This is a genomic window from Microbacterium sp. bgisy207 (assembly GCF_057706855.1).
The window spans coordinates 1-11,944 of sequence record NZ_JBYIPB010000012.1; the positions used below are offsets into that span (position 1 = coordinate 1).

The window sequence follows — 11,944 nt, forward strand, 5'->3', positions numbered from 1 at the left end:
CCCCTCCCCCCCCCCCCAACGCCATGAGCGCGGCCGTCAGCGGCATCCGGTCGGAGGTGGTGCGCGGCGCGATTCCGGGGGCCGCGGGAGCGACGTCGTCGTCCTCGGGGTCGCGGTTTCCCCACAGCAACGCGACACCTGTCGTCACGACGTAGAGGCCGACGGCCGCAACGAGCACGAGCGGCTCCGTGAACGGTCCGGTCCACCACAAACCGCGGACAGCGAGGTACGCCGTGAATGCGAAGGCGAGGCCGATGAGGAGGCGTCGGACGCTGATCATGCGCACGCCCCCTGCCAGGTGAGCCGCACGAGAGTCCCGCTCGAGTCCGATGTGATGTGGACCGTCCCCCCGACGGCGGCAACGCGTGCGATGATCGACCCACGGATTCCGAGCCGGTCGTCGGGGACCGTGTCCAGGTCGAACCCGTCGCCGAGGTCCTGTACTTCAAGGTGCACCCGCTGTGTGTCAGGCTCCTGCCGCGCCGTGACCGTGAGCCCGATTCCACCGGCGTGCTCGATCGAATTCGCGATCGCCTGCATCGCCGCGAGGATCAAGGCGTTCGCCACGCGACCCGGGACCTCGGGCGCGTCCTGCCCATAGGAGCGCTCCACGACGAGGTCGACACCGAGCCCCCGCGCCCCGCGCTCCACCTCTTCGACGAGCGCCGCGAATCGTCTCGGGGCATCGCTGCCCAGCCCCGCATCGCTCTCCGCATTGGCAAGCCGGGTGAGTGCCTCCTGCGCCATCGCGACCGCAAGACCCTGCTCGCGCGGGGTCTGTGCGCGCTCGGACGCGATCAGCGCCGCAAGAACACTGTCGTGCATCAGGGCTGCAACAGCCACTCGCTCGTTCTCTGCCGCCTCTGTCACCGCCGCGGCAGTGTACGTCTCGACAGCACTGCGGCGCGACTCATCGACGTTGTCGGCGATCGAGCGGAACATCCACCCGAGGGTGACGAACACTCCGCCCAGGATGATGGCGAAGGACACATCGAGCAGAGTCGGCCACCAGAACTCGACCGAGAACCCGGCCTGCGCCAGGCGTGTGACGCCGAACAGGACGGGAACGAACCCGGTCCAGGCCATCTGCCACAGCAACGGCAGGAACATGATGGACGATGCGGTCACGACGCTCACCAGGAACCACGTCCACGGCGGGTCCGACGGCGGGATGTCCTGCCCCGCGACGACGAACGGCCACGCGATGAGAGTGACGACGAAGACGGCGCAGAACGTGATGGCCGCCGGGGCGATGCTGCGCCCCACGATGTAGGTGACCAGCAGTGCCGCCAGCGAGCCGAAGTTGCCGACCATGAAGGCGACGTGCCACGCCTGCGGCTCCTGCACCGAACCGAGCGCCGCGACGAAGGCTTGAGCGCCGAGAGCAAGCGACCCGACCGCGAGGACGATGCTGATCATCCGTTCGATGCGACGTCGAGTGAACGAACCGAGACCGGCCGTCGGATCGTGGGCGAGCGGAATCTGCGCCCACGCTGCGGCCAGGGCTCGCTCGCGGGGTTCCGTGTCGGCGCTCATCGCGGGTCCGATGCTCCGGCGGTGAACGCGTCCGCCGACACGAGGCCGTCCTCGATCGCCCGCCGCATGAGGTCGAACTTCGTCGACGCGGACCTGCCGACATCGACGTACTTCAGGCGCACCCGGCTGATGTTCTCCTTCGCCGTCGAGTACGCGATCCCCAGGCGCTCCGCCACGGCCTTCAGCGGCAGACCCGCCGCATACAGCCGCAGCACGTCCCGCTCGCGGGCGGACAGCTGCGCATCGGCGAACGCACGATCGCCCTCGACGGCGCTTGCCCATTCGACGTTGTGCAGGGGATCCCCGTGCGCGACAGCGTGGATCGCCGAGATCACGTCGTCGATGGGCGAGGCCTTGCTCACCACGCCGATCGCGCCGGCCACGAGCGCCTCACGCACCGCCGCCGGTCGATCCGCGACCGAGTGAACCAGGATGCTGGAGCCGTCGGCGATCAGCCGTCCCACGTTCTCTCGTACCGTCGTGCCGTCGCCCAGGGTCAAATCGAGAACGACCACGTCGACCGGCGGCGCATTCGTCGCGCGCCGCCAGCGGACATACTCGGTGACAGTGCTTCCCGAGAAAACGACCTCGGGGCCCCCGTCTGTCACACACGCCGCCTCTACCCCCAAGCGGACGGACTCATGGTCATCGATCAGAGCCACCCGCGTCATGGGGTCACTCTACCCAGCGGTGTCCGATCTGAGCAGGACGACAGCCTCCATGTGGTGGGAATGGGGGAACAGGTCGATCCCACGCACACGATCGGTGCGGTATCCGTGCCCGGCGAACCGGGCGAGGTCTCGGGCGAGCGCGACCGGGTCGCACGCCACGTACGCGATGGATGCCGGCGCCAGCGCGGCGAGGTCATCGACCACCGCGGCGCCGGCGCCGGCTCGCGGCGGATCGAGCACGACAGTTCCGCGAGACAGACGCTCGCGATCACGATCCGTGATCCTCTCTCGCAGCGCATGAACCCAACGGTCCACGCGCGCCGTCTCGGCGCGGGCCCCGACCCATTCTGCGAGGTTCTCGCCGGCATGCTCGGTCGCGCGCTCGTTCGCCTCGACCGAGGTGATCCGCGCGGTGGTCCCGGCGAGATCACCCAAGAGGGCACCGAACAAACCGACCCCGCCGTACAGGTCAAGATGCCAACCGTCGGGATCCACCCGGTCGACGAGTTCCTCCGTGAGGACGCTCGTGAGCGTTGAGGCAGCCAGCCGGTGAACCTGCCAGAAGCCGCCGGCATCGACGCGGAACCGGCGGCCGCCGACCTGCTCGACAACGACGTCCGTGCTCCGTCGCGCCGAGGCGCCGCGGCCGGTTCCCTCCGCCCCACGGGGGATCACACGCACGTGCCCGTCGGCCGGCTGAACGAGGTCGATCCGGCCTGGCGCCGGGGTGCCGAGCCCCGCTGCGGCCCGCTCGATCGCCGCGGTCGCCAGCGGCAGCTGCTGCGTCGGGATCACGCGGTGGCTGCGGGCGGCATACGCTCCGACCCGGCCGTCGTCGTCGACGTGCAGCGACACCCTCGTCCGCCATCGCGTCCCGTCGGGCTGCTCGGCCACGACATGATTGCCGACGGATGCGGGGCGCGGCCCCTCGAACTCGACCGGCACGTCCAGGCGACCCGTGCGCTGCAGTGCGGTGGCGAGGACGTGACGCTTCAGGTCTCTCTGATGGGCCAGGGCGATGTGGCCGAACTCGGCTCCGCCGGGCCGGTCCGCAGGGTCGCGGTCGATGTCGGCCTCGGGCCAGATGTGCCGCTGGCGGTGGGGCGAGGCCTCGAGGACCTCCACGGTCTCGGCCCGCCAGAACGAGGACTTCGTCACATCCGTGAGCCGTGCCCGTACACGCTCACCCGGGATTGCGTCGGCGGTGAACACCACGCGACCGTCGATCCTGCCCACGAAGACTCCGCCGTGCGCGACATCCGTGATCTCCAGGTCGACGATCTGTCCCACTTCGCCGCTCATGCATCGAGGATCTCATGGACCGCTAGCGTGGGACGATGCGCGTCCTGCTGGCATCCACCTCCCCCGCACGGCGTGCGCTGCTGCGCCAGGCCGGGATCGAACCGCTCACAATGGCCCCCGAGGTCGACGAGGATGCCGTCATCCACGCGGTCGAGAGCGCCGAGGGCCGAACTCTCCCTCCCGACGAGCACGTTCTGCTGCTGGCCCGCCGCAAGGCGCTGGATGTCGTGGCGCGGCTCGCGCTCGAGGACGTCGAGTTCGACGGGCTGGTCGTCGGTGGCGACTCGATGTTCGAACTCGATGGTCGGATCCTGGGCAAGCCGCATGAACCGGCGGTGGCGACCGCGCGGTGGGAGGCGATGCGCGGGCGCACGGGGGTTCTGCACTCGGGGCACAGCGTCTACCGCGTCGCTCCCGGGCACGCGCCGGTGGAGGCGCACGCGGTGGCTCACGCATCCGTGACCTTCGTCGACGACATCACGGATGCCGAGATCCAGGCATACGTTGCAACCGGCGAGCCCCTCGCGGTGGCGGGAGCGTTCACGATCGACAGTCTCGGCGGCCCGTTCATCTCCCGGGTCGACGGCGACCCGTCCACGGTGGTCGGGATGTCTCTGTCCACGCTCCGCACGCTGGCGAACCAGCTGGGCGTCGTGTGGACCGACCTGTGGAACCGCGCGCCCGAGGGGCCGGAACAGCCGTAGACGTCGCTGCACGTTCACAAGGGTTTCTTGTCGGAACAATCCAATTTCGCACCCTGGGGCGTCGGTAGGCTGACATTCATGCCTCACATCGCCAAGGTCCTGGTTGCGAACCGCGGCGAGATCGCCGTCCGTGTCATCCGTGCAGCTCGCGACGCGGGCAAGGGGTCGGTCGCGATCTATGCGGACCAGGATCGCGACGCACTGCACGCTCGCCTCGCCGACGAGGCGTACGCTCTGGACGGCTCGACCAGCGCAGACACGTACCTCTCGATCGAGAAGATCCTCTCGATCGCCCGCCGATCCGGGGCAGACGCTGTGCACCCCGGGTACGGGTTCCTCGCGGAGAACGCCGACTTCGCACGCGCCGTCATCGCGGCAGGCCTCACCTGGATCGGGCCCTCCCCGGAGGCGATCGAAGCCCTCGGCGACAAGGTGACGGCACGCCATGTCGCCGAGAAGGTCGGGGCTCCGCTCGCGCCGGGAACTCCCGGCCCCGTCTCGGGTGCGGAGGAAGTCCTCGACTTCGTCGACACGCACGGTCTGCCCATCGCGATCAAGGCTGCGTACGGCGGTGGCGGGCGCGGACTCAAGGTCGCTCGCGCGCGCGAGGACGTCGCGGAGCTCTTCGAGTCCGCGACCCGCGAAGCGATCGCGGCGTTCGGGCGCGGCGAGTGCTTCGTCGAGAAATACCTCGATCGACCGCGACACGTCGAGACGCAGTGCCTCGCGGATGCCGAAGGTACCGTCGTCGTCGTCTCAACGCGCGACTGCTCACTGCAACGTCGCCACCAGAAGCTCGTCGAGGAGGCGCCGGCGCCGTTCCTCAGCGACGAGCAGCACCGCATCCTCGTCGAGTCATCCAAGGCGATCCTGCGCGAAGTGGGCTACCTGGGCGCGGGAACGTGCGAGTTCCTCATCGGCGCAGACGGAACGATCTCGTTCCTCGAGGTGAACACGAGGCTTCAGGTCGAACACCCCGTCTCCGAAGAGGTCACCGGAATCGACCTCGTCCGTGAGCAGTTCCGCCTGGCCGAGGGCGAACCGCTCGGCTACGACGACCCCGAGACGGTCGGCCACTCCATCGAGTTCCGCATCAACGGCGAGGACCCGGGCCGGGGATTCCTGCCCCAGCCGGGAGACATCCACGTCTTCAAGACCTTCGGTGGTCCCGGCATCCGTCTGGACTCGGGGGTGACGGCCGGAGACACCGTGAGCGGCGCCTTCGATTCGCTGCTCGCAAAGATCATCGTGACCGGCCGCGACCGTGCCGAGGCGCTCGACCGCGCCCGCCGCGCCCTCGACGAGTTCGAGGTCGCGGGGCTTCCCACGGTTCTCCCCTTCCACCGCAAGGTCGTCCGCGATCCCGCCTTCACGGCCGAGAACGGCCAGTTCGAGGTCTACACGAGCTGGATCGAGACCGCCTTCGACAACGACATCCCCGCGTGGGATGGCGAGGCCGGCGCCCCCCGCCCGCAGGAGTCACGCCACACGGTGGTCGTCGAGGTCGCCGGCAAGCGTCTCGAGGTGAGCTTGCCCGACCGCGTCGTGGCGGCCCCCGCCGGTCGCGGACGTCCCGCCGCGGTGCCGCCGTCGCGACGCTCGCACACCAGCACCGCGGTCGCGGGTTCGTCAGGTGATGCGGTGACCGCGCCGATGCAGGCGACGGTCGTGAAGGTCGCCGTCGAGGACGGTCAGCAGGTCGTCAAGGGCGACCTCGTGCTCGTACTCGAAGCGATGAAGATGGAGCAGCCGATCCAGGCGCACAAGGACGGCGTCATCGGCGCGATCAACGCCACGCCCGGCGCGACCGTGTCGGCGGGGCATCCGTTGCTCACCATCTCCTGAGCTGGGCCGAGGGTTCCGTCGCGCCGTCGCGCGCACCTCCTGCCCCGCAGCCCGCGCAACGACGCGACCGAATCCCCGGATTGGCGGTGGAGCGCCGGCTATTCCTCGGGCTCGTCGCGGTCGACGATGTGCATCGCGCGGGCGGCATCCGTGATCGACCCCGCGAGCGACGGGTACACGGCGAAGACCCGCGAGACCTGATCGACGGTGAGCCGGCGCTCGACGGCGATCGCGATGGGGTAGATGAGCTCGGAGGCACGGGGTCCGACGATGACGCCTCCGACGACCGTGCCACTGCCCTCGCGAGCGATGAGCTTCACGAAGCCGTCGGATATCCCCATCATCTTGGCCCGCGGGTTCGACGAGAGGGGCAGCTTGTGGACGACACCGCCGATGACGCCTGCGGCGATGTCTTCCTCCCCCCATCCGACGGTGGCGATCTCGGGAGCCGTGAAGATGTTGGCGGTGATGCGGCGCTTCTCGAGCGGGATGACGACATCTCCGAAAGCGTGGAAGACGGCCGTGCGCCCCTGCATCGCCGCGACCGATGCCAGCGGGAAGAAGTTCGTGCAGTCACCGGCGGCGTAGATGTTGGGCACCGACGTGCGAGCAACCCGATTCACCCGGATGTGGCCGCTCTGGGTCAGCTGAACGCCCGCCTGTTCGAGACCGATGCCCGCGGTGTTCGGGATCGAGCCGACAGCCATCAGGCAGTGGCTCCCCTCGACGCGGGTGCCGTCCGAGAGCGTCACGACCACCCCGTCGCCTTCGCGCACCACCGACTTCGCCCGGGACTTCGGAAGAAGTGTCATTCCCCCGCGCAGGAAGACGCTCTCGATCACGGCAGCGGCATCCTTGTCTTCACCGGGAAGCACCTGGTCGCGACTGGAGATGAGGGTGACCTTCGAACCAAGGTTCATGTAGGCCGACGCGAACTCGGCGCCTGTCACACCCGAGCCGACGACGATGAGGTGTTCGGGCAGCGTCTTCATGTCGTAGAGCTGCGTCCAGGTCAGGATGCGTTCCCCGTCGGGCTTGGCGCTGGGGAGCTCGCGCGGCGATGCGCCGACCGAGATGACGAGAGTGTCCGCCTCGATCCGGTCGAAATCCGTGCCGCCGGGACCGGTGGAGACGACGACGGCATTGTCGTCCTCGACGCGCCCGTGTCCCTCGAGGATCGTCACCCCCGCCTGCAGCAGCGAGGCCCGCATGTCTTCGGACTGCTGCCGCGCCAGCGCGAGCAGCCGCTTGTTCACCTGGGCGAGGTTGATCGCGATCTCCGGCTTGAGCGGACGCCCGTCGCCGCCCTTCGCGAACAGCTGAACCCCCAGTTCCCCTGCACCCGCGATCGCGACAGCGGCATCCGCGGTCGCGATGAGAGTCTTCGAAGGGACCACGTCCGTGATGACAGCCGAGCCGCCGACACCCGCACGCTCGACGAGGGTGACATCGGCTCCCAACTGCGCTGCCGCGAGCGCCGCCTCGTAACCTCCGGGACCACCGCCGATGATCGCGACGGACTGGGTGCGCTCGAAGCTCAGGGACATGGCTCCATTGTTTCAGGAAGCCCCCGTTGTTCCTGCCAGTCTGGGGTTCCTAGAGTAAGAACATGTCAGATACTCTGGGCAACCCGCTCGATGATCCTCACGCCGACCCGTTCGAGATCGCTCGAACCGCAGCGGCCGATATCGCCCGACTCACCGGAGTGGAGCGCCACGACATTGCGTTGACCCTCGGCAGCGGCTGGGGCAAAGCCGCCGACCTGATCGGCGAGACTGTCGCGACGATTCCCGCGACAGAGGTCACGGGCTTCAGTGCGCCGGCACTCGCAGGTCACGTCGGGTCGTTGCGCAGCATCCGCACCCCCAAGGGTCGTCATGTGCTCGTGATCGGTGCCCGGACCCACTTCTATGAGGGGCACGGACCTCGCCGCGTCGTGCACAGCGTGCGCGCCGCCGCCGCGACGGGCGCGCGCATCATGGTCCTGACCAACGGCGCCGGCGGCATCAAGCCGTCGTGGAAGCCCGGACAGCCGGTTCTGATCAGCGACCACATCAATCTGACCGGCGCCTCGCCCCTGGAGGGCGCGACATTCGTCGACCTCACCGACCTGTACTCCCTACGCCTTCGCGACATCGCGCGGATGGTGGATCCGACGCTGGACGAAGGGGTGTACTGCCAGTTCCGGGGTCCGCAGTACGAGACTCCCGCCGAGGTCCGGATGGCTAAGACGATCGGCGGTCACCTCGTCGGCATGTCGACGGCGCTCGAGGCGATCGCTGCGCGCCAAGCGGGCATGGAGATCCTCGGGTTCTCCCTCGTGACGAACATGGCCGCCGGCATCCAGACCACCCCCCTCAGTCACCAGGAGGTCATCGAGGCGGGCAAGCAGGCCGAGCCGGTGATCTCGGCGCTGCTGGCACGGGTCATCGGCGAACTGTGATGGGTCTGATCGACGCGGCGCGGAGCTGGCTCGCGCAGGATCCTGACCCGGCCACCCGGGCAGAGCTCGAGGCCCTCCTCGCACGCGCGGATGCCCAGGATGGCGCGGCCCTCGAAGAACTCGAGGACCGGTTCGGCACGCGGCTGGCGTTCGGCACTGCGGGTCTTCGCGGTGCGCTCGGCGCGGGAACCAACCGGATGAACCGGGTTCTCGTGACACAGGCCGCCGCCGGTCTTGCCGCCTACCTGCGCGAGCACGCAGCGACGGATGCCGTCCCTCGCGTCGTGATCGGATATGACGGGCGCCGGAACTCCGACGTCTTCGCTCGCGACTCCGCGGAGATCTTCGCGGGAGCAGGGCTGGAAGCCATCCTGCTGCCTCGCCTGCTGCCGACCCCCGTGCTCGCCTTCGCCGTGCGCCACCTGGACGCGGCGGCGGGCGTGATGGTCACGGCATCGCACAACCCGCCCGACGACAACGGGTACAAGGTGTACCTCGGTGGCGCTGACGCCGGATCCCAGATCGTGTCACCCGCGGATGCCGAGATCGCCGCGCACATCGACGCTGTGGCTGCGGGCGACATCCGTGATCTGCCCCGCAGCACCGAGTATGAGATCGCGGCCGAATCGGTCGTGGATGCCTACATCCGCGCAACCGCGGCGGTGGCGCCTGCCGGGCCCGGTGCCGCAGGGATGCGCTGGGTCTACACGGCGATGCACGGCGTGGGGTGGGAGACCCTGTCGCGCATCCTCGATGTCGCCGGGTACCCGGCACCGACTCCCGTCGCGGCACAGATCGAGCCGGATGGCCGGTTCCCCACGGTCTCGTTCCCGAACCCCGAGGAGCCGGGCGCGATGGACCTGGCCTCCGAGACCGCACGGCAGACGGGAGCGGAGTTCGTTCTCGCGAACGACCCGGATGCCGACCGCCTCGCTGTCGCGATCCCCGATCCCGCAGCGCCCGGCGGGTGGCGCAGGCTCACCGGCAACCAGATCGGCCTGCTGCTCGGGTGGCGCGCCGCGCAGACGGCGGATGCGGCATCCGGCGCCACCCTGGCGTGCTCGCTGGTCTCGTCTCCCGGCCTTGCCGCCGTCGCCGAGCACTACGGGCTCGGCTTTGCGGCGACCCTCACCGGCTTCAAGTGGATCTCACGGGCGCCGGGCATCGTGTACGGCTTCGAAGAAGCGCTCGGCTATCTCGTCAACCCCGAGACCGTGCGTGACAAGGACGGCATCTCCGCCGCCGTCGCGATGCTCGGGATGATCTCCGCCGCGCGCGCGAAGGGACGAACGGTCGCAGACCTGCTGGCCGAATTCGATAACACCTTCGGATCGTTCGCCAGCGACCAGATCTCGTTGCGGGTCAGCGACCTGTCACTCATCGGACGGATGATGGCGGCGCTGCGCGCGGCGCCACCCACCGAGATCGCCGGCGTGACAGTGGCACGCACCGATGACCTGCTCAACGGGGTCGACGGCCTTCCTCCGGGCGACGTGCTGCGTCTGTGGCTCCACGACGGGTCACGGATCATCATCCGTCCCAGCGGCACTGAGCCGAAGCTGAAGGTCTACCTGGACGTCAGGGCTGACACACCGGCCGCCGCGCAGGAACGCCTGGAATCTCTCGCGACCGGCGCACGAGACCTGCTCGCCGCCGTCAGCTGACGCCACCCCAGCTGGGCGCCGCCCACGTCACAGATCTGCGCCATCTCCCCAGGTTTTCGGCCACAGGAGTGCGCAGTACGGGCGATCTTGCGAAGCTCGTCCGCCGTCAGTGGGAGCGCTGGCGGGCGTGCACGACCTCGAGAACGTCGACGAACAGCGGATGCTCGGGCCCAAGGCCCGTGATCCGTGTCACCGCCGTGGCGGCATCCGTCTCCCGAAGGAGCTGCTGGAGCTCCTGCGACTGCGGATCGTCGGGGTCGTCGAACTCGAGCGCGGCGCCGACGGCCGCGAGCAGGCCCGAGACCGACATGCCGCGCTCGGCAGCTTCGGCGGCGGGGCCGATGAACCGCTCGTGGCGTGAGAGCTTACGCAGGGGCTGGCGTCCCACGCGACCGACCGTGTCGGGCAGCGCCGGGTTCTGGAACCGCCGCAGGATCGTCGCGCGGTAGGACGCCAGTTCCTCAACGGGCAGCTCGTGCTTGGCGGTGAGCAGGGCGGAGGTCTCCTCGAGCGCCGCGACCACCTGCCCGGCAATCGCCGGATCGGCGAGGGTCTGCGCGATCGTCACATGTCCGGCACGCGCACCCAAGTATGCGGCGGCGGCATGCCCCGTGTTGACGGTGAACAGTTTGCGTTCGATGTATGGGGCGAGGTCATCGACGAAGTGCGCGCCCGGGATCTGCGGCGGGTCATCCCCGAAGGGCGGCCGTTCAATGGCCCACTCGAAGAAGGGCTCGACCGTGACATCGACGCCCGACCCGTCAGGCTGGGCCGGCACGATCCGATCGACCGCGGTGTTCGCGAACACGGCGCGCTTGTCGAGGTCTACCCAACGCTCCCCCGCCGCGGCCGCGACCTCATCGCGCAGGAGGTCGGTCGCGTTGATGGCGTTCTCGCATGCCATGACCTGAAGCGCCGGGCGCGCGCCGTCGCGAGACGCGAGGCCCGCGGCGATGTGCGGCGCCACGAACCGCAGCACCGTCGGCCCCACCGCCGTGGTGACGACATCCGCCGTCGCGATCTCGGCGACAAGGGCGTCCGGGTCCGTGGCGGAGTTGATCGCGCGGAATCCCGTCACCGTCTTGTCGATGCCGCCCTCCCCGACCTCATGGACGGTGTACGAGGACGCCGCGTTGATGGCATCGACGAGCGCAGCGGCGACGTCGGAGAAGACGAGATCGTATCCGCCCTCATGAAGCAGGAGCCCGACGAATCCGCGCCCGATGTTTCCCGCGCCGAAGTGGACGGCCTTCATGACGGTTCCTTTCCTCAGACGCCGGAGGCGGACACGAGCGAGAACAGCTCGTCGGACGTAGCGGCCGCCTTGAGCTTCGCGACGTCATCCTCGTCCGAGAACAGGATCGCGATCTGCGAGAGGATCTCGAGGTGCTCGTCGCCGACACCGGCGATGCCCACGACGAATGTCACCGTCTCGCCGTCCCAGTCGATACCGCCGTCGTAGCGGACCACCGAGAGCGCGGACGCGAGAATCGCGTCCTTCGCGTCGTTCGTGCCGTGCGGGATGGCGAGCTCGTTACCCATGTAGGTCGAGACCGTCTGCTCTCGGGCGAGCATCGCGTCGAAATACGCGGGGGTCACCGCTCCTGCGGCGACCAGCAGGTCGGCCGCTTCGCGGATCGCCTCGTCGCGCGTCGCCGAACCGGCGTGGATCCGCACCCGGTCGCTGGTGAGAACGTCACTGGTCATGATCAAAGCCCTTCTCCCCGGAGGTTGCTGGATGAGAGGTGCGGGGCGGTGTGCGCCGCCCCGCACCGACTC

At 69.1% G+C, this 11,944-nt stretch carries 10 protein-coding genes and 1 pseudogene; 4 read left to right on the plus strand and 7 right to left on the minus strand.

What is annotated here, in order from left to right:
* The 4 genes and pseudogenes from AC3ENO_RS11800 to AC3ENO_RS11815 form a co-directional block, all read right to left on the minus strand.
* Positions 1-280, minus strand: a pseudogene (locus tag AC3ENO_RS11800) (hypothetical protein); the annotation flags it as partial.
* Complete coding sequence (locus AC3ENO_RS11805; protein ID WP_434970812.1) at positions 277-1,536, minus strand: sensor histidine kinase; 1,260 nt, start codon at positions 1,534-1,536, stop codon at positions 277-279. The gene AC3ENO_RS11805 and the pseudogene AC3ENO_RS11800, both read right to left, overlap by 4 nt.
* Positions 1,533-2,207: a response regulator gene (locus tag AC3ENO_RS11810; protein WP_434970813.1), complete on the minus strand. Its 675-nt coding sequence runs from the start codon at positions 2,205-2,207 to the stop codon at positions 1,533-1,535. Before AC3ENO_RS11810 ends, AC3ENO_RS11805 begins: the two co-directional genes overlap by 4 nt.
* Positions 2,208-2,216: 9 nt before the next feature.
* Positions 2,217-3,509 carry a class I SAM-dependent RNA methyltransferase gene (locus AC3ENO_RS11815; RefSeq protein WP_434970814.1) on the minus strand — a complete coding sequence of 431 codons (1,293 nt, stop codon included), beginning with the start codon at positions 3,507-3,509 and terminating at the stop codon, positions 2,217-2,219.
* A 35-nt stretch (positions 3,510-3,544) separates the two neighbouring features.
* Here AC3ENO_RS11815 and AC3ENO_RS11820 point away from each other — a divergent pair, with 35 nt between their 5' ends.
* Positions 3,545-4,213: a Maf family protein gene (locus AC3ENO_RS11820; RefSeq protein WP_434970815.1), complete on the plus strand. Its 669-nt coding sequence runs from the start codon at positions 3,545-3,547 to the stop codon at positions 4,211-4,213.
* 78 nt (positions 4,214-4,291) lie between these two features.
* Positions 4,292-6,058 carry an acetyl/propionyl/methylcrotonyl-CoA carboxylase subunit alpha gene (locus AC3ENO_RS11825; protein WP_434970816.1) on the plus strand — a complete coding sequence of 589 codons (1,767 nt, stop codon included), beginning with the start codon at positions 4,292-4,294 and terminating at the stop codon, positions 6,056-6,058.
* A gap of 98 nt (positions 6,059-6,156) precedes the next feature.
* Here the strand turns inward: AC3ENO_RS11825 and AC3ENO_RS11830 are convergent, their stop codons facing one another.
* A complete protein-coding gene (locus tag AC3ENO_RS11830) occupies positions 6,157-7,605 on the minus strand; it encodes an NAD(P)H-quinone dehydrogenase (protein WP_434970817.1) in 1,449 nt (482 codons plus the stop codon).
* Positions 7,606-7,667: 62 nt separating this feature from the next.
* On the opposite strand from AC3ENO_RS11830, the gene AC3ENO_RS11835 reads away from it, so the two are divergent.
* Positions 7,668-8,501 (plus strand): purine-nucleoside phosphorylase, encoded by an 834-nt coding sequence (locus tag AC3ENO_RS11835; RefSeq protein WP_434970818.1) that lies wholly within the window; start codon positions 7,668-7,670, stop codon positions 8,499-8,501.
* A complete protein-coding gene (locus tag AC3ENO_RS11840; RefSeq protein ID WP_434970819.1) occupies positions 8,501-10,165 on the plus strand; it encodes a phospho-sugar mutase in 1,665 nt (554 codons plus the stop codon). Before AC3ENO_RS11835 ends, AC3ENO_RS11840 begins: the two co-directional genes overlap by 1 nt.
* A 106-nt stretch (positions 10,166-10,271) precedes the next feature.
* On the opposite strand, the gene AC3ENO_RS11845 is transcribed toward AC3ENO_RS11840, so the two are convergent.
* Both AC3ENO_RS11845 and AC3ENO_RS11850 read right to left on the minus strand, forming a co-directional pair.
* Complete coding sequence (locus AC3ENO_RS11845) at positions 10,272-11,420, minus strand: mannitol-1-phosphate 5-dehydrogenase (RefSeq protein WP_434970820.1); 1,149 nt, start codon at positions 11,418-11,420, stop codon at positions 10,272-10,274.
* A gap of 14 nt (positions 11,421-11,434) precedes the next feature.
* Positions 11,435-11,872, minus strand: a complete 438-nt coding sequence (locus AC3ENO_RS11850; protein ID WP_434970821.1) for a PTS mannitol transporter subunit IIA — start codon at positions 11,870-11,872, stop codon at positions 11,435-11,437.
* Between the last annotated feature and the right edge of the window lie 72 nt (positions 11,873-11,944).